This window comes from Treponema sp. OMZ 790 (assembly GCF_024181285.1).
Classification (GTDB): domain Bacteria; phylum Spirochaetota; class Spirochaetia; order Treponematales; family Treponemataceae; genus Treponema_B.
This window is the reverse complement of record NZ_CP051201.1, coordinates 2,922,160-2,944,758: the sequence shown is the minus strand read 5'-3', so window position 1 is coordinate 2,944,758 and position 22,599 is coordinate 2,922,160. Positions and strand designations below refer to the sequence as shown.

The following is a 22,599-nucleotide window of genomic DNA, read 5'->3' as shown; positions in this document are numbered from 1 at the left end:
TATCATTATAAATGAAAACCATATATTTTTCAAGATGAAGCGAATGACCTCTGATATTCCGGTCATTCGCCCCTTGGACTTTGCAGTTAAACCTATTCGATCTTTGAATAGATTGTCTTTAAAATTTCGATCTTTAGCTTTTCGCCTTCTTCAAGCATCTTATTGCATTCTGCCCTTGTCTTTTCGCAGAGGGGAGCATCGTCAATACCGCCGAGGTTTATCTTGACATTTAAGATAGCACCTTCCAAACCGGAGCGGGCATTAAGGGCTGCAACGCCGGCATCGGATGCGGCATTTTTGTTTCCGTGAACGGCAACAATGGGTAAAAAGCGTAAAACATCCAAACAGGTTTTAGCTGTTTCAAGCGGAACCTGCATGGCTACAACAGTAGCATCGGACATAGCCTTATTACGTTTTGCCTTTTGCTCATCGGTATCCTTAGGCAGCTTTAAGGCTTCCATAAAGGCATTAAAGGCCTGAGTGTCTTCATCAATAATTTCGACCAATCGTTTTTGTGCCTTTTCCAATTTAGGAAGCTGGGCCTTAAATTCTTCTTGAGTTTTTTCGTCAAGGGAAGCAAAGGCTTTTTTTCCTGTTGTCAGGCGGATAACCATCTGACCGAGGGCAGAGGCGAGCGAACCTGCCAAGGCTGAAACCGAGCCTCCTCCGGGAGCCGGAGAATCACTGGCTGTTTCGTCAACAAAGGCACTTACCGTCATCTTTACTAATTCCATAAAAAATCTCCTCTATGTTTAAGTTATTTTTTTAATTATTTAAACAAGGTTTATGTACGGGCCTTGTAAATTATCTGCTTATTCTCTACGACTTGTTTTCCCTTTTTCCAAACCTGAACAACGGAATTTACACCGAAGTGATAAACAAGGTAATCGATATTGGGAGCATCAAAGATAACAAGGTCTGCCTGTTTTCCTTCTTCGATGCTGCCTATAGTTTTTTCGCGGTCGATTGCATAGGCTGCATTGATGGTTACTCCGCGTAAAATCTGTGCAGGTAAAAGCTTCATCTTAAAACAAGCCGCCCACATAGACATTTGCAGGTTTTCGGTCGGGCTGCTTCCGGGGTTATAATCGGTTGCAAGGGCGACCCTTACGCCTTCTTCAATCATCTTTTTTGCAGGCGCATAAATAGGCGACATCAAAAAGAAAGAGGTGGCCGGAAGAAGAACGGCAACGGTTCCCGATTTTGCAAGAGCCGTAACTCCCTCATCGGAGATCGCCATCAGGTGCTCTGCAGAGTGTGCATTCATCTTTGCGGCAAGCTCGGCTCCCTTTAAGGGAACTATCTCGTCTGCATGAAGCTTTAACTTAAAGCCCAGCTCTTTAGCAGCCTTCATTATTCTTTCGGTTTCTTCTACAGAAAAAATCTTGTCCTCACAAAAGGCATCGGAAAACTCGGCCAAGCCCCGTCTTTTAACCTCGGGCATAACCTCTTCTATCATAAACTTGATATAGCCTTCTTTATTGTCCTTGAATTCGGGCGGGGTTGCATGAGCTCCCATATAGGTCGAAACAATGTCGATAGGATGATTTTCGTTTAGATAAGAGTTTATCTCGAGACACTTAATTTCGGTATCCATATCAAGACCGTAACCGCTCTTTGATTCGGCAGTTGTTGTACCGTGAATGAGCATTCGGTCAAGGCTTGCCATAGCCTTCTGTGTCAACTCTTCTTTTGAGGCAGCTCTTGTCGCTCTTACGGTGCTGAAAATGCCTCCGCCGCTTGCGTGTATTTCAAGATAGCTTTTTCCTTCGAGCTTCATTGCAAGCTCATGTTCGCGCGAGCCGCCGTGCACCAAGTGGGTGTGGGCATCGACAAGCCCTGCAGTAATGGTCTTTCCTCTTGCATCAATTATTTTTTCGGCTTGGCTTTTTAAACTTTCGGGAGCCTCGCCCTTGCCTACCTTTTGAATAATACCGTTTTCTACCACGATGTAACCTGCGAAGGCCTTATCAAAATCCTCGCCTTTTTTTTCGGTAGAAGTGAAAATACTGTCGCTTATAAATAAAATCATTTTGAGTCCTCCATAAAAATAAAATTAATCTTAATTTATAAAATATCTTAAAATATCTTTTAAATTTAAATTTACGGCATTGTTTATAAATTTAAAAATATCGTCTTCCTTCATTTTATTTAAGGTATTAAAAAAGGTGAGCGGATTTTTTAATTCGTTTATGTTCTTCAAGCCTGCGGCTTCAAGAGAATAGTCTGCAAGTCCGCCGTAGTTTTCAAATTTCCAATCTTGGGTCATGCTGAAAAGAGCCCTGCCTTTTTTGTCAAAAAACACGGAATAATTTTTTTTATCGTTAGGATTATATTTATTTTTTACATTGACGTTCCATTTTAGAGGGAAACAATCCGCATCAAACCCGGCTTCCTTTACTTTCTCGCGAATTGCTTGTTCTATAGCATCGGAAACAACTATAATTTGAAATTTATCTTTTAAATCGGAATTGCCGGATAATTTTTTATAATAAGAAGCGGCTTTTTTATAGGCGGCCGATTTTAAGGCATCGCTGTCATCCGCAAAAATAAGCCATGTTACGGTGTACCCTTGTAAATCTTCGTCTTTTATCTGTTTGATTATTTCAGTTTCGCGGGCCAAAGAATCTAAAAGTTCACATCCCGTAAAAATAAATGTAAGAACGGCCATAAAAAACACAATTTTAATTTTTTTCATTTTAACCTCTCATAAAAACTTTTTGAAGGAAGCTTCAGCTTCTGAAAAAAGTTTTTTCATGTAGTTTTGTTTTGCAAAACTACATACAATAATACGATGTTTTGTGCTCTTGCACAAAACTCGAAGATAAACAGAGAGGCAGTACTCCTGCCAAACTGTTTATCACACCTCCACGATTAACTAAGATAACACTAAAAAGAATGTTTTTCAATAGGCTTAAAGAAGATAAAATGGTTAGTAAAAACCTTATGACCGGTAATCTGCCGTAAGAGCTTCACACCATTTTTGCATACAGATACCGAAGGCAACGCTCACATTTATCGAGGCCTTTATTCCGTACATAGGAATTGTGATAACCCGTCCTTGGGCTTTTTTTATAGCTTCGGGGCTGACCCCCAATTCTTCCGAGCCTATCACAACAATTCCTTTTTTTGGAAATTCAAACTTTGAAATATCCGTTCCGCCCGTTTCAAGCACAATCAGCGGAAGGTCAGGCAGGCTTTCAAGTCCGGCCCTCTCCCATGGAAGATATTCGGTGCAGCCCATTGCGGTTCTTTTAGCCTTGGGGTTGTCAGGAGAAACGCAGTCGTGAGACAAAAAAACTTTTTCGACCCCGAAGGATTCGGCTGTTCTAAAAATCGAGCCTATGTTAAAGGGGGTGCGGATATCTTCGGCATAGACATAGACTCCTTCAAAAAAACTCCGCCTGAAATTTGCAATTTCATCGGCACCGGAATTAGGCAAAATCAAATCCCACTCCGCAGGAGCCGTATCAAGTTTTTTGTAAAGTTCATACCGTACAAAATTGATAATTTTTCTTTTATCGTTTTCTTGCGGATTTTCAATCCAGTTTTTAATTTTTATTGCAGAGGAAGGTTCTAAATCTTCTAAAATGATTTTTAAAAGAGAACGCAGATAAAAAACATCCAAGAATTCGTCAGCCTTGTTTTGCACAAGAGCAGCTTCAGCCGATTCCAATATACGCAATATTTTACGGCATCGCTGTTTTTGCGGTAAATTATAAAGTTTAAAAATTTCGGGCATCTTAAAAAGCTTGTTTTATAATTTCAAAAATATCATGGTTTGCAAGAGGTCTTGGACTGTAGTTCATAAAGCTCAAACGCGCAGCATCTTCTGCGACAGGCACAAGAGATTCTATAGTCAAATCTATGTCTTTTAAGCGGATGGGCAAATTAGCTTCGGCAAGCCGCCTTCTAATTTCTTCAACACCTCTTTTTGACACTTCGGCGGCATCTCCGCCTTCAAGCATGGTTTCACCCAACATTCTTGCTACAGCCGCCGTTTTTGAAAGGCTGGAAGAAATTGCATCGTTGACAACGTGGGGAAGCAAAATGGTCGAAATAAGGGGGCTTGAGATTCTATACCGCCCGCCTGCCGCAAGCGCAATAGCGGTTCCGAGCCCCGGAGCGGACACGGCAATTCCTATGGATGAAAGACAAGCCGCCTGAGCTACAAGTTCTTCTCTGGGCATTCCAACCAATTTTTCATGTTGAGGGTCAAGAGAAATTAAAAATATTTCGACAGCCTTGCCCAGAATGGTTTCAGAAAAGAAACTGCCCTTTGTTGAAACATAGGCTTCAAAAGTAGAACTTAAACCTGCAAAGATCATTGAGGTCATCGCATTGGGAGCAAGGCCTGCATAGGTATTCGAATCAAAAATTACAAGGTCGCATAAATCTTCTTTTATTTTTAATAGGTTTACCGTTCGGTTCCTTGAATCGACAATAAAACTGGAAGTTCCGAATAAAAAAGGATCACTGCATGTTGTGGGAATTTGAATAAGAGGCAAGGATTCGGCTGTGATAGGTTCGCCTTCAATATACCGATAAACGGGTTTGTCTTCATTATAAAGAGCAGCAATAGCCCGGCCTATGGCACAAGCTGTCATATCGCCGCAAGCTATGACTCCTCTTATATGGGCTCCTCTTGCCAGCGAAAGGGCTCTTTCGACAACTTCGGAATCGGCGGTCTGTTCAAAACCGTTAAACATAAAAAGGGATATGTGTTTTTCTTCAAGAGATTTTTTGATCTTATCGACCAAACCCATGTCCTCAAAAAACGGATCCACGATAAACATAAAATTATTCCCGAATTTTATGACTTCTTCACCGATGCGGGCAAGAGAATAGTTACCTAAAATAACCTTTGATGAAAGCTTAAAAACAAAATCTGCCATTTTTTAAAATTCCTCTACAGAATAAATTTTCGGCATATTTTTTTTAAACTTGAATTTTAAGTAAGCCCTCATAAAAGTTTCCGCATCTCGCACCTCGTCATTCGCACTTTGCACTTCGTCATTCACACTTTGACATTTGCCAATTCGTTGAGTTTATGTTATAATACGGACTATAAAAGGGGAGAAACTTATGAATTATTTTTACCTGTTATTTTTGCTTCTTGTGTTTCCTTTATGGTTAGTATTAAGGGCTCTTACATTTAAACCTAAAAAACTAAATAAGATTATTATCGAAGATATCGATATGGACTTTGACAAGGCTATAAGCCGTTTTGCCGGAATGATAAAGATTCCGACAGTATCTCATGCCGATGTAAGCCTTGAAGACTCTGCCGTTTTTAAAAAATTTCAAGACTATCTTAACGCGGCCTACCCTCTGGTAACCAAAACCTGTCCGCGGCGAATCTTGGGACCTAAGGGGCTCCTCTATCATTGGAAGGGAAAGAGCTCCGAAAAGGCCTCGGTTTTCATGGCCCATTATGATGTAGTTCCCGTAAACCGAGAGGGCTGGAGCCGGGATCCCTTCGGGGCGGAAATTATAGATAATGTGCTTTGGGGCCGCGGTACCTTGGACACTAAGTGCACCCTCTGCGGCGTAATGGAAGCTGCCGAATATCTCCTTTCAAAAGGTTTTGTACCCGAGCATGATATTTATCTTTCCTTTTCGGGGGATGAGGAGCCGCACGGCCCAAGCTGTCCTGCAATAGTCGAAGAGCTTAAAAAAGAAAACATAAAAATAGACTTCGTTCTCGATGAAGGAGGAGCTGTAGTTGAAGGGGTCTTCCCCGGCATTAAAGAAAGGTTTGCCGTAATCGGTATAGGAGAAAAGGGACAGATGGATGTGGAGCTTTCGATGGAAAGCAAGGGCGGGCACGCCTCAACACCTCCTCGGCACACAATAGTAGGAGAGCTCTCTCAGGCTGTTTGCAATATCGAAAACAATCCCCTCCCCATGCATGTAACGCCTCCCGTTTCGGCAATGTTCGACGTCCTCGGCCGTCATGCAGGCCTTGGGATGAGATTAGTCTTTGCAAACCTAAAAGTTTTCTATCCCTTATTTAATCTGCTTACCAAAAAAACAGGCGGGGAATTAAACGCAATGCTCCGCACGACAACGGCGGTAACAAAGATGTCCGGCTCCGATGCCTTTAATGTTATTCCGCCTAAGGCGAGCATAGGAATCAATATCCGCTATTTGGCCGAAGACGGAAGAGAGAATATTGTTTCTCATTTTAAAAGAGTAATAAAAAATGAAGACGTAAAGATAGAGGTAAAATATGATGAGGAACCAAGCCGCTATTCAAAAATAGATTGCCCCGAATTTGAACTTTTAAGCGATGCAATCAGGCAAACTTGGGAAGACGCTCTTGTAACTCCATATCTTATGATGGCCTGCTCGGATTCCCGCCATTACTCAAGAATCTCGGACAAGGTATACCGTTTTTCTGCGATGCACTTAACAAAGGAAGAAAGAGGCTTGATTCACGGCAATGATGAAAGAATACGCCTGGACGAGTTTAAACGCACCCTTGCCTTTTTTGTACGCATAATGAATAAATTTTAACTTGACTGTAGACAAAAATAGTGTTATCTTTTATTTATGCATATAAACAAAAGGCGGTAAATATTATGAACGAAAAAATTACAAAGGCTTTAAACGAACAAATTAACAAAGAAATGGAATCGGCTTATTTGTATTTGGGAATGGCTGTACATTTTGAAGCTGAGGCTCTTTTAGGTTTTGCCCATTGGATGCAGAGCCAAGCTAAAGAAGAAATGGAACATGCTCTTAAAATATACAAATACTTGTTTGAAATAGGAGCAAAACCGGTTTTAGGAGCCATCGGTGCCCAAAGTACCGAATACGGAAAACCCGTCGATGTAATCAAAAAGGTTTTGGAACATGAAAAATTCGTAACCGCTTCAATCACAAGCCTTTACGAGTTAGCCCTAGCCGAAAAAGACTATAAAACTCAAAGCTTTTTAACTTGGTTTATAAATGAACAGGTTGAAGAAGAAGCCAACGTTACGGCTATCTTGGATAAGTTTAAATATATTGACAACAATGCAGGCCTTATGATTCTTGATAAAGAATTAGGCGAAAGAGCCTAAATTTTAAAAACACAAAAAAACCGGCTCGCTTGAGACCGGTTTTTTTTATTTGATAGATTAAAGATTTTTTCAAGCGGCTTTTTAAAATTTACTTGCCGGTAACTATTGCGATACCGCTGCTTGCACCTATTCTTGAACAGCCCAAGCCGATGTAGGTTTCCGCATCTTCGCGGGTGCGTACTCCGCCTGAGGCCTTTATCTTCGTATCTTTTTTTAAGTACTTTTTAAACAGTTTTATATCTTCAACTGAGGCACCGCGGGAACCGTAGCCTGTCGAGGTTTTTATAAAATCGGCTCCGGCCTTTTCGATAATTGCACAAATATCTGCGATATTTTTTTCTTCAAGATAGCAGGTTTCGACAATCACTTTAAGAAGGGCATTTTTGTCATGGCAGGCCTTTGTAATGGCGTTCACCTCATTTTGAGTATATTCCAAGTTTCCTTCCAAAAGTTTTCCGACATTTATAACCATGTCTATTTCTTCCGCCCCGGCTTCAATTGCTTTTTTAGCTTCTTCTACTTTTACCTCTGTTGAAGAAGTTCCAAAAGGAAAAGAAATAACGCTGCACACCTTTACATCCGAATCTTTCAGCTCCTTACTCACTAACGAAACATTGCAAGGATTTACACACACGGAAGCAAAATGGTATTCCTTTGCTTCGTTACAAATTTTGATTATATCCTTTTCGGAAGCTGTCGGTTTAAGAAGGGTGTGATCTATATATTTATTTAATTCCATATTTAAACTCCTATTTGCTAAGAATAATATATATTTTGCCTTTTGTCCAGTTATCAGACCCGTAAAATCTTATCCGATTTGTTCTATCAGCTTATTGATTTTTCCGATGCAGGCAGAAGCGAATCCTTTATCCGGCAACTGAGATGCAACTATGCGCAGATATCCCAAAACATCCTTTAAGGTTTTATCTGTCGAAGATTGAGGCTCTATTGTTTTTTTCAAAGCCCCTCTTACATTTAAAAGAATCATTCTGCGCTTTAATCCCACATCTCCCGATAATTTGTTTATAACATATTCCATTTGAATACGCTCATTACTGATAAGAAAATCTTTTAATTCTACGGAAGGAAGATTGTCCATTAAATCCCTTAAATAGACAAAGAGCTTGACGATTTCACAACTTTCAATAATATCCAACTCTTCTTCAAAATAAGGAGATTGTTTTAAATTATGAGGTAAAGCAGCAACATAAGGATTTTCAGAAATACCGTTTTCCGTTTCATTGAGTGAATCGGCAGTTGAAGCTGAAGGACTCATAGATATTTCATCCTTAAAATCATCTTCAGAACTTAAATTCATTTCTTCGTAAGGAGCAGCTTCAGAGCTTATGGGCGGTGTTTTATCTAAAGATTTTTCGGGCACAGGCATAGCTCTATGCTCAGGCTCAAACTCCGGTTCATTTACTAAGTCAATTCCGCTGTCGGCAGAATCAAAACTTACAGGAGCTTCAACGGGGGCATCAGGTACGCTTTCGATCGGGTAATCCGGAGCTGATGAGCTTGGAGCCACAGGCATCGGCTGATTTTGGGATGTACCAAGGTTTTCATTTAAAGGCGTTTGATTTTGCATATTTGAAGAAGATGCAGGAATTTGAGGCCCGCTTGATCGGTTATCTTCTTTTACCGAAGTATCTTGAAGTTGAAATTCTTCCTCGGCCATATCGTTTTTACGCCCCTTGCTCGAGCCCGGCTGCCCGAATTCGAGAGGCTCATATTCTCCTCTCATTTCGGGACTGTCGTCAATCGGTGCATCCACATATACCAAACTCTCTAAAGAATCTTCATCTTCTCCCGGTTCAAAAATTTCATCATCAGCCAGCTCTATCAAATCGTCAAAAGGCATTTCCAAATCAGGCATAGATTCAAAACTTTCGCTGAGCGTTATTTCGTCATCATCCTCAAAATTTAGATCTCCCAAATCTTTTAAATCCGCTTCAGGACTGATATCCAATTCTTCTTGGGGAGGGCGCAGCTTATCAAGATTTTTATTCAATAAGCCGTCATCTCCATAAGAGCGGACAGCATCTTCATATAATTGAACAGAGTCCGATAAACTGTTTATATCATCACTGTCGATATTATCCGTTTGAATATCCACAATTTTGTTGGCAAGTCTTACCGCTTCTACCGCATTGCCTTCTTTTTTATTTAACTGCACAATTGCTGCAAGGGCTTCGGTATTTTTTGAATCGTTTTTTATTATCTTGTTGTATTCATGTTTGGCCAAATCATACTTTTGCATTTGCTCATAGGCTTTTCCTAATTTTAACCGTGCTGCAATTTCTTGCGGCCTTTCATTTAAATATTTTATAAGCTCATTTGCAGCTTCTTTGTATTTATCGTTATGAAAATAAAGATCGGCCAATTCAGATCTCATATTTATTTCACCCGGAGACAGTTGGAGTAAGTGCTCAAATATATTTTCGGCTCTTTTAGTATCCCCCAATACGGAATACAGTTTACCCTGCATTTTAAGAATATCTTTATCCCCTTTGATTTCGTTGCTTAAATGATTAAGTATCTCCTTCGCCTTTGCATAATCTTCAACCATCAAACAGATGTCTGCCGTGCTTAATAACAACTCCTTACTATCAGGATGTTTATCTTTATTACTTATCAAAATATTATAGGCATCGAAATATCTTTTTTGGGTTTTAAGCATATTGGAATATCCCAAAACAGCAGGCAAAAAATTTTCATTTAAAGAGACAGCTTTTTTATAAAAATCTTCGGCATTTTGGTCTTCATGATTTTTTTCATAAAGATTTGCCAGCTTTGTCAAATTCTCTTCGGACTTACCATTTGCTTCTATAATAATTTTATATGTGTCAATCGCTTTTTTCAGCTCGTCCATTTCAACATAACAATCAGCTATCGCTATCAAAGCCTCAATCCAGTTGGGTTTTGTTTTTATCGCAGTATGATATGAATTTACAGCTTCCTTATAAAGCTTTTTTGCCTTATAAAGTTCTGCAAGGTTAAAGTTTAAAAAAGGATGATTCGGATCTACTTTTAAACCTATTTTATAAGTTTCAAGGGCTTTTTGATAATCTTTACATAAAAAATACACACTGGCTAAGTGGTTATATGCAAGGGCATCATCCGGTTTCATTTCCAGTACATCGGTAAAACATTGAATTGCGTTTTTATAATCGCCTTTCTGTTTATATGTATTACCCAAATTATAAAGAGTTGTTTCGTTTTTATTGTCTATAGCCTTTGCTTTTTCCAATATAACAACCGACTCATTAAACATGTTAAGACGGCGGTATATTATTCCCATATTATTTAAGATATCAATGTTGTTGGGATGAAAAGAATTTAACTCTCTATAAACCTGCAGGCCTTTTTTTAAATCTCCGGATCGGATGTAGAGTTTTCCTAAAGTAGTTTTTAGAAGATAATATTCATCAGGAGTTTTCTTCTCTTTTTTAAGTTGATTTAGCAAAACCTTCTCCGCAAAATCATAATCGCGGGATAAAATAGCAGAGTTAGCTTGTTCGATTATAATGTTCAAATTACTCGACATTCATTCCTTCCTTTTTACTTTGCAAAGGTCTTGCCCATACCTCTTTTGATGTATCGCCGGCATGTTTGCCCTTATCTTCATCATAAGCGGCTATCGCAAAAAAGTATAATTTACCGTTTTGTAAATTTTCTATCTTATACTTTGTCACATTTCCTACATCAATAGGAGAATTCTCATCAAAGTACTCGCCCCTCCTATTTCCAAAATAAATCAAATATCCTTTTACATCCGTATCGATTGAAGGAGCCCATGAAAGCTCAACAGATGAATCCCCTGCCCTGGCAATAATTTTTACCGGCGGAAGGGGCTCGCTGTCTTTTTCATATTCTAAAGAAAATGAATGAATGAGCGGAGATTTTAAACCGTCTGCATCGGGATAAATATTACATGCAATCTGAAAAAACCGGCCAGAAATATTTTTAATGGCTTCATTCGGTCTTATGCTTTTCCATTCAGGATAGGTTCCGTTCCAATTAAAAGGACTGTCAGCAGCTCTGATAAAAAATTCCGCATCTGTTTGCTCAGGTCTTTCATATGAAGCTTTTAAGAAAAGAGGTTTAGACTTATCCCCACCCGTATCGATTATATTTGTCTCGATGCGGCCGCCTTCCTGCGGATATTTTTCAAACAGAGAAGATATTTCCCAAGGCATTCCGAATTTGGTAAAAAAGTTTGTTACTTTAAGTTCATCTATAAGCCCGGAATAATTCAGTGCTATTAAAACATCGGATGGGTAACCAAGCACGGAATATAGGACATGTTTATTTTCTCTTCCGGTATCGGTCATATAAACAATGGCTTCGGATTTTCCGTTCATTCTGTATTCCAAAAGCCCTGTATTTTCGTCATAGGTGATAAGATGGTGACTCCAAATTTCGGGAATTATGTTTGATTTTCCCGAGAGCCTTACATCGATTCCCTTGTTATTTTTATCCTGCCATATATTTAAAAAAGACCATTCCAGTTTATTGTTAAAAATACTCGCCGCAATATTTTGGTACATTGTCTTTCGGCCGTCAACTAATGATGTCCACCAGCGTAAAATAGTACTTCCGCTTTCGGTAGTTTGAGGGCATAACCAAAATTCTATTGTAAAAGATTTTAATATTTTATCTCCCGAAAAAAAAGCACCCTTTGCAGGTTTTAATATAAGACTTTCTTTGCCGGAGTTATAATCACATAAAGCAGCACCTTCTCCAAATTTTGCCTTATCGGCTTCGATATGAAGTATTGAAGAACTTACTACGGAATAAGCACCGGTTTCTTCAACAGTATCTTTAAAGTCAAAACTAAGATACATATCCGTAGTTTCGGTAATGCCTTGAGGCGCCGAAGAAAGGCCGATAGATTGGAATCCGAATTTTCCGTTTCTTTGTTCTACATTGTTGGAATAAAAAAGATTGTTCCAGCCCAATTTTCCGCCGAAATTTAACACTGCTTCTTCAGAAAAAACAGATATTAAGAGAATATTAAAAAATACGAGGCCCAATAGGGAGCGTTTTCGCAAATTTAGTTTAAATTTACACATAGTCCTTATCTATTATCGGCAGAAAAGCCCCATATGTCAATAAAATAAGATGATTTTAAAAGAATTCTTTAAATAACGTTAATAAAAAACCGGCTAAAATCAGAGCTTTAAACCCCGATTATCAAGCCGGTTTTAAACTAAAATATCAAAATATTTTTTAAGACAAAAAGTTTAGTTAGTTTTTTTCTGTGTTAGTTTCATTATAACGTAGAAAACAGCTCCGACTACAAGACCGCCCAAACCGAATATTATTTTGTCTAAGCTGGAATTGTACAAAAGCCAAAGACTTATACCTACCGCCAAAAGTGAAACAACATAAACTCCCGGAATTCTAAAAGAGCCTTTCATACCGCGCTTTCTAAATACCAAAATTGCAAGACAGGTCGGGATGTATTGAGCAAAGCGGGAAACAACCGAAATTGCAGCCAATTTTGAAAAGCTGCCGGTTAAGCAAACCAAGGCTGTTAAGGCAGTCGTTAAAATAACGGCGATGTAGGGAACATCTTTTTTGTTTCTTTTAGTTACGAATTTGGGTAAAAAACCGTCATCGGCAAGAGCTACTGCACTTCGAGGAGCCAAGAAAGAAGAAGCAACATTTATTCCTCCTATTGAAACCAAGGTTCCGGTTGTAACAACCGCTTTTGCAACGGGACCTAAAAACTTGGCAGCAGCATCGGCAATGGGTGCCTCACTTGCTGTAAGCCCGTCGCCCAAAATACCAATAGCAACAACTTGAATAAGTATGTAAAAAACCGAAACTCCGCTTATTACCAAAACAATAGCAAGAGGAACATTTTTTTCAGGCTTATCCATATCTTCCGCTGCAACGGCTATGGATTCAAACCCTGTAAAAGGATAAAATATTAAAAGAGCCGCAGCTCCGAAAGAAGTTGTGGTTAAGGCTCCTACCGACTGCATAGGCTGAAAATTATCACCTTGAATAAAAAAGATACCTAAAAGAATAAAGAAGATAAGAGGCACTAATTTTCCGATTGTAATAACATTGTTTACAATCTTTGAAATTCTTACTCCGGCAATATTCATCAGCCCCAAAAATAAAAGAATGGCTACAGCTATAATACTTCTCCAAAGAGGCTCTGCCGCCGCAGGGAATACACTTCCCAAAGCAGTCGGAAAACCTACAGCCATTGCAGCCCAAGCAATAATCATGATTGCCCATTTCATAAATCCGACTTCAAAACCGACAAATTCACCGAAGGCCTCTTTGGCATAAACATAGGGGCCTCCGTTCTTTTTAAATAAACCGCCTGCCTCAGCAAAACAAAGCGCAATCAAAATAACTAAAACGGCATCAAATAAAATAATACCGATACTAGACACGCCTACCAATTTGGCAGCTTTTCCCGGAAGCAAAAACACCCCGGTACCGACAATAGCATTTACCCCAAGAAGGCAAATACTCAAAAGGCCTAATTTACCTTTATTTTCCATTTTCAACTCCTTAGATTGAAATATTATAGACAGCTTAACTATAGTTGAGATTAACTAACAGTGATTTATAAATTCTTTAAACAAGTCCAATGAGGGTTTATGTACGGCAGCCGTCATTTCGGGATGAAACTGAACACCCATTATAAAATCGTCTCCCGTATATTCTATGGCTTCAACTATACCGTCAGGAGCATGAGCCGTAACCTTAAAATCTTTTGCAAGCTCTTTTACCGCCATGTGATGGAAAGAATTGACCATATCTTCTTTTCCGAAAACTTTTTGCATAATCGAATTTGCTTCGGTTTTAATAGAGTGAGTACGCTCCTGAGGGCGGGCTTTTTGTACATGCTGTATTTGAATGTCTCTTTTTATAAGCGAGAGATCCTGATAAAGAGAGCCGCCGAAAGAAACGTTTAAAATCTGCATTCCCCTGCATATTCCAAAAATAGGCTTTTTTAAAGCCTTAGCGGCTTTAATGAGTTTCAGTTCGTAGATATCCCGTTTGGGAAGAACTTCTCCAAGACAAGAAAGAGGCTCTTCATTAAAAAAGTGGGGTTCAACATCGTAGCCGCCCATAATTATGATGCCTGAAAGATTTTCGATCTGCTGCCGGACAGCTTCTTCGTCATTGATGATAGGAAGCATTAGCGGAACTCCGCCCGCAGCAAGCACTGCATTAACGTAGTCGGTATTGGTATACATTCTTTCGTAACCTGAAAACAGTCCGGCAGAAGGTTCGTAAAGGCAGCTGCCCGTTATCCCGATAATAGGTTTTTTCATACGGTTCTCTCCTTTTTAGTTAAATTTAAACCGAGCCATAATACACTTTCTTTTTATATTTTGTCAATGGAACGAGAAAAATTTATAGAATAAAAACCGCTACTTTAAAAGTTTTTTTATTTTTTTACCGTAACGGTCTTTTAAAGAAGAATAGATATAATTTTCGCCTATCTTTGCGGCAGTTGCAATCTTTATGATGGATTTTTTAAGATATTTTATTTTTACCGATCTGTAGATAAATAAGATCAAGTTGGTTATGGCAATTATTACGCCTGCAATAATTATAATACATGCGACTCCATCAATCCAGAAAACTAAACCAATCGCTGCAAGTATAGGAATAATAATCCATACAAAAAAATGAAAAAAGCCTGTTTTTTTTAGCACTTTATTTAATGATTTCATATCTTCTATACTATATTGAAATAACAAATCTATAATCAATTTAACGCCGTAAGCATCTTCTTTTGTTTCGGCAAAGAAGTCCTTATTTTCTTGTTTATCGGAATCTTTTCTAAAATCTTCTTGCGAGCCCTCCTCATATTTTGTTTTTATTATATAGGGTTCGGCCAGCTGCAGATATTTTTTTAACCGACTGACAATCTCTTCACCGGCATAGGCAAAAGAATTCTTATTGCAATAGGCATAAAATTCTCTTATAAATTTATTTACATCTATATTTTTGTTCCTTGCCGACATCTCGAACATTCTATATAAGAGTTCGCTGTATATCTTTTCATTTACATGTTTAAATCCGGTTAAATCCAAAAAAATTGCTTTTTGATAAAAGCCGTAAAAGGTCTTTTCCGAATTTTTAATTTTCTTCAATATCTGAGTATCAAGTTCAATGATGTATTTTATAGGATCATATTTATCCAATATATCCTGCTTTAAGCCTACATTATTCGCAAGTTCCAATTCATACTCGATATGATTATCAATAGATTGCAGCACTTGAACCAATTTAGCGGTATATGAATTTAAAACATTTTCAGAATAGTTTTTGTTCATACCCGAAAATTTTTCTTTTATCTTGGTAAAGAAATTTCCCATAATAAACCCTCTTTCCCGTATCAGCGGATTAAATTACTCTTTTTTAAGAAAATTGAGTATAGCACAAAATTATATCTTGTTCAATTAAGTTATTGTTCTAAAAAGCGTACTTTTTTCTTGACAAAAATTCTTTTTTTGTCTATACTATATCTATCATAGTATTGCTGTAATAGTATTATAAATGAAGTATAACCTAGCACTTAGGGAGAAGTTATGAAAATAGTTTCAAGTGATGTGATGCGGGGCTTTAACGATATTCTCATTATGTCGGTCTTAAAAAAAGGAGACAGCTACGGCTATCAAATTTCAAAAGAGATAGAAGAATTATCGGAAGGGCTTTATTCGTTAAAGGAAACAACCCTTTATTCCGCCCTTGACAGGTATGAAAGACTCGGGTTTACGGTTTCCTACGATAAGGGCGAAGTAAACGGCAGACCGAGAGTTTATTTTAAGCTTACCGAAACAGGCAAAAAACATTTGGCCGAAAAAATTGAAGAATGGAAGTCGTCTGTCGAATTAATTAACCGCTTTGTATAGGAGGAACCTAATCTATGGAAAAATTAACGGAATATGTAAACGTATTTTTTGCAAATCTGCCTAAAAATGAAAAAACTGCAATCTTAAAAATGAAGATTCTTGACCGAATGCATACGGAATTTGCTGCCGCACAAAAAAACGGTAAAGCGGAAAATGAAGCCTTTATATCCGCAATCGGTTCCGTAGATGTTTTGGAAGAAATTAAAGCAAGCACAAGTCCTGACGAATTGGCAGAAGCCGAAGCCGAAAAAAATTATGAAAAGATAAAACCGCTTATACCGATTATAAAAAAAATAAAGAAGCTATTGACGATTTTATCTCATACAATCGGATTTAGTTTTTTTGCTCCTTTAATGTTTGTTTTATTAAATAAAATATCTTTCGAAACAAAATTTTTTGAAATCGGATTTTATGCAATACTCACGATAAGTTTTTTGTTTCTTTTAAGATTTATTACAAAATTACAATTTCAATTTAAAAACCTCATTGATGAACTTCATATAGATTCGAATATAAAAAACAAAAAAATATATAAATCCCGTACTATAAAAATAATACGGAGTCTTCGAATACTCATAGATGCAGCTTCTTTTTTTACAGGTATTGTTTTAATATTTTTTAATATGACTAAATGGGGATTTTTAATTATCGGGATAGGGTTTATGCTTCAATCAATGGTGCGGGCTCTTATTTATTCTATAGAAACAGGAGAAAAGGAATGAACAGAATACATAATTTTGTAGAAGAAAAATTTGCTTTTAACTCAAAGCCGAACCTTCAAGAGTTAAAAGAAAAAATCAAAACCGGATTAACTGAAAGATATGAAGAGCTCCTTGCTCAAGGGAAAAGCAGGGATGAAGCCTTTGACATTATAGTTTCAAAGTTCGGCGATCTCAATGAAACGGAAACCGATTTTTTACAAGACAGAGAAGATAAAAATCAAACTTCCAAAATTGAAATAAAAGATTTGATAAAGGATTTTGCTAAAAGAATAAGAAAACCTTTGCGAAATTTATTCTATGTTAATTTAATAAAAATTTGCACGAGTCTGGGCTTATTTATATTGTCGTTTTTTGTAAAAGAACAAATGACGCTTGTAAAAGCGGCTTTTGCAGTATTAATCTGCACAGATATTCTTTTTAGTATTCAAGCAGGTCTTATTTCTTCTTTAGAAGATTTTATAAATAAACTTTTATTTAAATTTTGCGGGATGACAAATGAGGAAGTATATGCACAACCTGCCTTTCACATTTTTCTTAACAAGGAGAAAATCAACAACGCAAAAATCCTTTCAGCGGTAAAAAAACTAATAATGGTTTTTGCACTTACCGCCTTTGTACTAATAGGCTTTATTACAAGATTATGGATTCTTGCAGCTTTGAGCTGTTTAGTTGCGATTATTTTGTGCAGCATTGCCGATCTTATCGCCTTTGCCTTGCATGAAAAGTAACTTATGTTTTTAAAAAATACTTATGGGCACTTCTTATACTAAAGAGGAGTCTTGCTAAAAAGCGTAAAAAATGATTTTTTTTACATTTTAGACTTGACATATGTATAAGACATGATAGAATTATATGTGATACAGACTATGTATCAAAGGAGTTGTTTTATGAGTAACAAAAAATTACTTATTGAAGCGTGTGATACGCAAGAGCTTACCGGTATTTTTGATAATGTAGAAATACAGGTATGGGGGTGTGGATGCGGGCATGGCTGCAAAGATGCTGTAGGAGTAGCCTGCGGTAGTATGTGTCATTAAATTACTCGCATAGTTTTGGCGAACTGGATTTTATACAGTTCGCCGCTAGTGGAGGTTATTGTGGAATTTATCAAATTAGGTAAAAAAGATTATTTGATCTATTTTCCTGATACTTATAACTTTTTTAAAATCAATCAATTTGCTTATAATATATTTTCTTCAATTATAAATCAAGATATAAATTTTGAAGAAAAATTTCAAAAAACAGATATAAGACAATGTTTAGATATTTTACAAAAAAAATACAGTTTTACCTGATGATAATCAAATTCAATTTATAGGGAAAGAACTTAATCGCTTAACTTTAAATGTCAGCGGAGGTTGTAATTTGCGATGCCAATACTGTTATGCAAATGCAGGTAATTATAAAAGTAAGGGGATAAACATGACTTCTTCAATTGCGGATAAAACTCTTTTAACTTTTTTAAACCACTTTGAACAAGTTGACTCAATTATGTTTTTCGGCGGTGAACCTTTGTTAAATTATTCGCTGATTGAATATATTTGCGAAAAAACATTAGAGCTTACACAAAACGGTAAAATAAAACCTTTGCCCAAATTTTCACTAATAACAAACGGAACAATTTACAATGAAAAAATTTCTGAAATACTAAAAAAATATAATTTTGCTGTTACAGTTAGCTATGACGGCGACATAGATGTAAATAATAAACTACGTATTTCACAAACCGGACAAGGTATGTCACCTGTAATTATAAAAAATATAAAAAAACTAATCGATGAAACAGGAATTATCCCAAGTATTGAGGCGACTTATACTCGTTTTCATGTTGAACAAGGAGTTTCGCCTATGCAAGTTGTAAAAAATATAAAAGAAATATCGGATAAACTCCAAGTCCATTTGGTCCCGGTTATGGCTGATTTTTCATGTTCCTATGCTTTACCCGATTATTCTCCGTTTGTTAATTCCGTTTCCGATTTTTTTAAAAATGTAAAATCGTTGACAGATTGCAAACAAAATCCTCCAGTATATAGTTTATTAGGGCGTTTGTTATTTCCTTTAATATTTAAAGGTAAACCTCCCATACGGCATATATGTGATGCAGGTTTTGGTACATTGTCAGTTGCTTCAAACGGTGATATATATCCATGTTTTATGTTTATAGATACCCCTAAATTTTACATGGGTAATGTTGAAAATGAAAATATTTTCTGTAGTGATTATTTTAAAGAAAAACAAAATACAATTCTTGCATTTTCAGATAAACAAGTAAATGCTGAGTGTAAAAAATGCTTTGCATCCTCTGTATGCAATGGTTGCCTAGGACATGCTTTAAACTCTAAACACGAACTAGAACTTGACCAAAAAGATTGTAACCTAACAAGAGATATGCTAAAAGAAACTATAATAGGATTATATCATTTAACACATAAAAATATATAAAAGAGAGGTTATTTATGTTTAAGGGAGCATTGTATTATTTTGCTATGTGCTGGAGATATGACAAGCGTTTTCCGGTTGTCATTTTATTAAAAGAGATTTTAAATGCCGTAAAAACGGTGATGGCAGTTGTGCTGCCTAAGTTCATTATTGATGCATTGTTTACAACACAAAATAAAGAAGAAGCGGTTAAGTTTTTAATCATATACGCCGGAACCTTATTTGCGATAAGCCTTATAACTGCCGTTTTAAACCGCTCTGCAAGTATTTTAAAAAACATATCCTTTCAGCGTTTTCAAGCCGATATAGGAAAAAAATTAATGCAAGTAGATTATGAACGGCTCGAAACTCCCGAATTTTTAAACTTAAAAAAGAAGGCGGAACAATATGCATATTCAGGAGGTTATGGGTTTGCCGCAATTTTGGATGAGGCTATAGGTCTATTCGGTAGACTGCTCACCTTCGCAGGACTTATTTCAGTTATTGCAATGCTAAGTCCTTGGCTTGTGCTTGCAGTCATCATAATTGTAGCTCTTAATTCTTTGGTCTTTGCAAAAACAAATAAACATGGGATAAAATATCGCATGGAACAATCCGTGCAGGAAAGACGTATCGGCTACTATTCCGAAAAGATGGAAGATTTTCAATACGGAAAAGAAATCCGCACCTATAATTTAGCTCCGTGGTTTTTAGAAAAATACAATAAACAAATTGAAGTACTCGGAAAATTTTATAACAATGTAGCCAACACCCGCTTTATAAGCGGAGCCTTTAATTCTTTTACCTTTGTTGCTCAACTAATCATAAGTTATTTTTTTGTAATTAAGCAAACATTAGACTCAACGCTTTCGGTAGGAAATTTCACAATGTATCTTGCAGCCGTAAATTCTTTCGCCTCGATACTATCCGAAATTATAAAAACCGTCGTTCAGCTTTCTCAGTTTAACGAATACTTTTCTGCTTTTAAAGAATATATGAATATGCCGTCCATGGAAAATGCAAAAGGAGAAAAACCTATTTTATCCGAAAACTTCGATATCGAATTTCAAAATGTTTCTTTTAAATACGGCACAAGCGAAAAGTTTGCCCTACAAAACGTAAACGTTAAATTTAATTCCAAAGAACGGATTGCAATCATCGGAGAAAACGGTGCAGGTAAATCAACCTTTGTAAAACTTTTAATGCGCCTTTATGAACCGACCGAAGGCAAAATTTTAATTAACGGTATCGACATAAAAGAAATAGATTATAATCACTATCAAACATGGTTTGCAGCAGTCTTTCAAGACTTTAAACTTTTTTCTTTCAGCATAAAAGAAAATATTACCTTCGGGAACGATAAAACCGAAGCAGATAAAAAGCGTTTGGAAAACATCGTTTCGGCATCGGGCTTAAAAGAAGTTACCGATAAATTGGATAAGGGCTTGGAAACCTTGGTCTACCGAGATTTTGACGATGCAGGCTTTACGCCATCAGGCGGAGAAGGGCAAAAGATTGCAATAGCCAGAGCCGCATATAAAAACGCTCCGATAGTCATTTTAGACGAACCGACCGCGGCCCTCGACCCGAAAGCCGAAAACAAAATCTATGAGCAGTTCGATTCTTTTTTTGCGGATAAGTGTTCTCTTTATATTTCGCATAGAATGGCGGTTACAAAATTTTCGGATAGGACTCTTGTATTCGACAATGCAAAAATCGTCCAAGACGGAAATCACGAAACTCTTATAAACCAAGACGGCAAGTACAAGGAGCTTTATAACTTACAGGCTAAGTATTATACGGATGAAGCTTACAACTTATAAACCCCATCCGGTTTTTCTTTTATTTCGGGTTCAAAATGATGGCTGATCATTATTACTGTTAGATCGGGATTTTCTATCAGCCTCTTTTCAATCTCTAGGGCATTTTCTTTATCGAGAGAGGAAGTGCCCTCATCTATTAAAAGAATTATATTAAGTCAAATTTTAAAATATTTAATAAAATATTTTAAAATTCTTATATTTTTAGTTAAAATTATTGTATTTTTCAATTTTAATATAGATATTTTAATAAATTCTCTTGACAAAGTGTGAAGTTTTTATTATCATAGAATTATTGGGAGTAAATATGACAGAGGTTATGGGAAACTGCCCCGTATGCGGGGAGGCTTTTACCGTTTCAGAGCTGCATTGCACAAAATGCAACAGTTCCTTAAAGGGAGAGTTTGAGCTATGCGAATTTTGCCGCCTCACAAAGGAGCAAAAATATTTTGTAAAGATGTTTTTAAAAAACAGAGGCAGCATACGCGATATGGAAAAAGAATTAGGCATTTCTTACCCGACGGTTCGGAATAAGATAGAAGAAATCAATGCAGCACTGGGCTTATCCGATGGCAGCCTTCCGTCCGTTAATGTTTCTGAAGTTTTAAAAAGAATAAAGGCCGGAGAGTTATCGGTTGATTCCGCAGTTTCATTTTTAACGGGCCAATCCGAAGAAGATAAAATTTAGAAGAACAGTAACAACCGGTTCAGTTTTAACTACAAGGAGATTTTATGGAAAACGAAAAACTTGAAATTTTAAACATGATTAGGGACAAGGCAATCACCCCCGAAGAGGGGCTTAAACTTTTGGATGCTATTCAAAAGGAAAACGTTAAATTTGTTTTTGAAGAACCGAAACAAAAAAAAGATAGCGAGACTATAGTAATAAGCACAAAGATCCCTTCTAAAATTAAAATTCCTTCACAAAGTGATTTGGCAGAATTTTTAGAAAAGGCAGCCGATTCGGAAAATACAATAAATGAAAACAAAAAGAAAAATAATATCGACATAACAATTCAAACACCGGACGGCAAAACAAAATCGTTTAATTTGTAGGAAGGAATTGGGTACACATTATTTTTAGGCCTCTATTTCTAATGACTCTTGACAGATTGAATAAAATTGAATATATTTGAAGAGGAGTAAAATAAATGCAAAAGACAATTACCATGCGAATAGATAATGCCATATACGATATATTTAAAAAGGCAGCCGAAGGACAAAAACGCACTATTTCAAATTATATGGAATATGCAGCATTAAACTATACCATCAATGAATCCGTAGTTGATGACGAAGAAATGCAGGAAATACTTGAATTTGAAAAAGACTTAAAAAAAGGCTTATCGGACATATCGGCCGGAAGGTATAAAGTAATTGGCTAACTATAAAATTGCAGAAACCTCGACTTTTGAGAAAAAAATAAAATCAAAAAAGTATGAATTTTTATATCAAAAAATCAAAAATTATGTTTACCCGCTATTAAGAAAAAATCCGCATTTTGGGCCTAACATAAAAAAATTAAAAGGCATTTATAAAGACATATACCGCTTTAGATTAGGAAATTTCCGTCTTTTTTATAAAATAGAGGAAGAAAAAGTTATTGTATTTATTATTGATATAGAAGCCAGAAAAGATGCTTATAAATAGAAACCGAATTACTCAATGAGAGCTG

At 36.7% G+C, this 22,599-nt stretch carries 24 protein-coding genes; 13 read left to right on the top strand and 11 right to left on the bottom strand.

All coding sequences use genetic code 11. The features are described from left to right. Positions 1 to 92: 92 nt before the first annotated feature. From E4O01_RS13905 to E4O01_RS13885, 5 genes are all read right to left on the bottom strand, one after another. Positions 93 to 734: a cyclodeaminase/cyclohydrolase family protein gene (locus tag E4O01_RS13905; protein WP_253692895.1), complete on the bottom strand. Its 642-nt coding sequence runs from the start codon at positions 732 to 734 to the stop codon at positions 93 to 95. A gap of 50 nt (positions 735 to 784) precedes the next feature. Beyond that, positions 785 to 2,032: an imidazolonepropionase gene (gene hutI / locus E4O01_RS13900; RefSeq protein ID WP_253692894.1), complete on the bottom strand. Its 1,248-nt coding sequence runs from the start codon at positions 2,030 to 2,032 to the stop codon at positions 785 to 787. Between the two features lie 30 nt (positions 2,033 to 2,062). Continuing rightward, positions 2,063 to 2,698 carry a hypothetical protein gene (locus tag E4O01_RS13895; protein WP_253692893.1) on the bottom strand — a complete coding sequence of 212 codons (636 nt, stop codon included), beginning with the start codon at positions 2,696 to 2,698 and terminating at the stop codon, positions 2,063 to 2,065. 246 nt (positions 2,699 to 2,944) lie between these two features. Beyond that, the gene (locus E4O01_RS13890) at positions 2,945 to 3,742 is read right to left on the bottom strand and encodes a TrmH family RNA methyltransferase (protein WP_253692892.1); all 798 of its coding nucleotides are present in this window, start codon (positions 3,740 to 3,742) and stop codon (positions 2,945 to 2,947) included. A 1-nt stretch (position 3,743) separates the two neighbouring features. After that, a complete protein-coding gene (locus E4O01_RS13885; protein ID WP_253692890.1) occupies positions 3,744 to 4,895 on the bottom strand; it encodes an iron-containing alcohol dehydrogenase in 1,152 nt (383 codons plus the stop codon). Positions 4,896 to 5,085: 190 nt separating this feature from the next. Between E4O01_RS13885 and E4O01_RS13880 the strand changes: the two genes are divergently transcribed. Both E4O01_RS13880 and E4O01_RS13875 read left to right on the top strand, forming a co-directional pair. Continuing rightward, positions 5,086 to 6,519, top strand: coding sequence for a M20 family peptidase (locus E4O01_RS13880; protein ID WP_253692888.1), 1,434 nt, complete (start codon positions 5,086 to 5,088; stop codon positions 6,517 to 6,519). A 65-nt stretch (positions 6,520 to 6,584) separates the two neighbouring features. Continuing rightward, positions 6,585 to 7,067 (top strand): ferritin, encoded by a 483-nt coding sequence (locus E4O01_RS13875; RefSeq protein ID WP_253692887.1) that lies wholly within the window; start codon positions 6,585 to 6,587, stop codon positions 7,065 to 7,067. A gap of 88 nt (positions 7,068 to 7,155) precedes the next feature. Here the strand turns inward: E4O01_RS13875 and deoC are convergent, their stop codons facing one another. From deoC to E4O01_RS13845, 6 genes are all read right to left on the bottom strand, one after another. Further along, positions 7,156 to 7,806 (bottom strand): deoxyribose-phosphate aldolase, encoded by a 651-nt coding sequence (gene deoC, locus E4O01_RS13870; protein ID WP_253692886.1) that lies wholly within the window; start codon positions 7,804 to 7,806, stop codon positions 7,156 to 7,158. A gap of 69 nt (positions 7,807 to 7,875) precedes the next feature. Further along, entirely contained in the window at positions 7,876 to 10,614 is a 2,739-nt protein-coding gene (locus E4O01_RS13865; protein ID WP_253692885.1) for a tetratricopeptide repeat protein, read from the bottom strand. Next, on the bottom strand, positions 10,604 to 12,151 hold the full coding sequence (locus tag E4O01_RS13860; RefSeq protein ID WP_253695224.1) for a fibronectin type III domain-containing protein: 1,548 nt from the start codon (positions 12,149 to 12,151) through the stop codon (positions 10,604 to 10,606). The genes E4O01_RS13865 and E4O01_RS13860 overlap by 11 nt, the downstream gene beginning before the upstream one ends. 162 nt (positions 12,152 to 12,313) lie before the next feature. Next, positions 12,314 to 13,594, bottom strand: a complete 1,281-nt coding sequence (locus E4O01_RS13855; protein ID WP_253692884.1) for an APC family permease — start codon at positions 13,592 to 13,594, stop codon at positions 12,314 to 12,316. A gap of 54 nt (positions 13,595 to 13,648) precedes the next feature. Next, positions 13,649 to 14,374, bottom strand: a complete 726-nt coding sequence (locus E4O01_RS13850; RefSeq protein WP_253692883.1) for a gamma-glutamyl-gamma-aminobutyrate hydrolase family protein — start codon at positions 14,372 to 14,374, stop codon at positions 13,649 to 13,651. 99 nt (positions 14,375 to 14,473) lie between these two features. Further along, the gene (locus tag E4O01_RS13845; protein ID WP_253692882.1) at positions 14,474 to 15,427 is read right to left on the bottom strand and encodes a hypothetical protein; all 954 of its coding nucleotides are present in this window, start codon (positions 15,425 to 15,427) and stop codon (positions 14,474 to 14,476) included. 213 nt (positions 15,428 to 15,640) lie between these two features. Here E4O01_RS13845 and E4O01_RS13840 point away from each other — a divergent pair, with 213 nt between their 5' ends. The 11 genes from E4O01_RS13840 (at position 15,641) to E4O01_RS13790 (ending at position 22,574) form a co-directional block, all read left to right on the top strand. Further along, entirely contained in the window at positions 15,641 to 15,964 is a 324-nt protein-coding gene (locus E4O01_RS13840) for a PadR family transcriptional regulator (RefSeq protein ID WP_253692881.1), read from the top strand. A 14-nt stretch (positions 15,965 to 15,978) separates the two neighbouring features. After that, the gene (locus E4O01_RS13835; protein WP_253692880.1) at positions 15,979 to 16,686 is read left to right on the top strand and encodes a hypothetical protein; all 708 of its coding nucleotides are present in this window, start codon (positions 15,979 to 15,981) and stop codon (positions 16,684 to 16,686) included. Beyond that, positions 16,683 to 17,414 carry a permease prefix domain 1-containing protein gene (locus E4O01_RS13830; protein WP_253692879.1) on the top strand — a complete coding sequence of 244 codons (732 nt, stop codon included), beginning with the start codon at positions 16,683 to 16,685 and terminating at the stop codon, positions 17,412 to 17,414. The genes E4O01_RS13835 and E4O01_RS13830 overlap by 4 nt, the downstream gene beginning before the upstream one ends. A 159-nt stretch (positions 17,415 to 17,573) precedes the next feature. Beyond that, on the top strand, positions 17,574 to 17,723 hold the full coding sequence (locus E4O01_RS13825) for a hypothetical protein (protein WP_253692878.1): 150 nt from the start codon (positions 17,574 to 17,576) through the stop codon (positions 17,721 to 17,723). A gap of 60 nt (positions 17,724 to 17,783) precedes the next feature. After that, positions 17,784 to 17,981 (top strand): hypothetical protein, encoded by a 198-nt coding sequence (locus E4O01_RS13820; RefSeq protein ID WP_253692877.1) that lies wholly within the window; start codon positions 17,784 to 17,786, stop codon positions 17,979 to 17,981. After that, complete coding sequence (locus tag E4O01_RS13815; RefSeq protein WP_371819661.1) at positions 17,950 to 19,128, top strand: radical SAM protein; 1,179 nt, start codon at positions 17,950 to 17,952, stop codon at positions 19,126 to 19,128. Before E4O01_RS13820 ends, E4O01_RS13815 begins: the two co-directional genes overlap by 32 nt. A gap of 14 nt (positions 19,129 to 19,142) precedes the next feature. Then, positions 19,143 to 20,927, top strand: coding sequence for an ABC transporter ATP-binding protein (locus E4O01_RS13810; protein ID WP_253692869.1), 1,785 nt, complete (start codon positions 19,143 to 19,145; stop codon positions 20,925 to 20,927). 304 nt (positions 20,928 to 21,231) lie between these two features. After that, positions 21,232 to 21,612 (top strand): DUF2089 domain-containing protein, encoded by a 381-nt coding sequence (locus E4O01_RS13805; protein WP_253692867.1) that lies wholly within the window; start codon positions 21,232 to 21,234, stop codon positions 21,610 to 21,612. 44 nt (positions 21,613 to 21,656) lie between these two features. Beyond that, the gene (locus E4O01_RS13800) at positions 21,657 to 21,980 is read left to right on the top strand and encodes an SHOCT-like domain-containing protein (RefSeq protein WP_253692865.1); all 324 of its coding nucleotides are present in this window, start codon (positions 21,657 to 21,659) and stop codon (positions 21,978 to 21,980) included. Positions 21,981 to 22,075: 95 nt separating this feature from the next. Then, positions 22,076 to 22,309: a CopG family transcriptional regulator gene (locus E4O01_RS13795; RefSeq protein WP_253685831.1), complete on the top strand. Its 234-nt coding sequence runs from the start codon at positions 22,076 to 22,078 to the stop codon at positions 22,307 to 22,309. Then, a complete protein-coding gene (locus tag E4O01_RS13790; protein ID WP_253685833.1) occupies positions 22,302 to 22,574 on the top strand; it encodes a type II toxin-antitoxin system RelE family toxin in 273 nt (90 codons plus the stop codon). Before E4O01_RS13795 ends, E4O01_RS13790 begins: the two co-directional genes overlap by 8 nt. Positions 22,575 to 22,599: the final 25 nt, after the last annotated feature.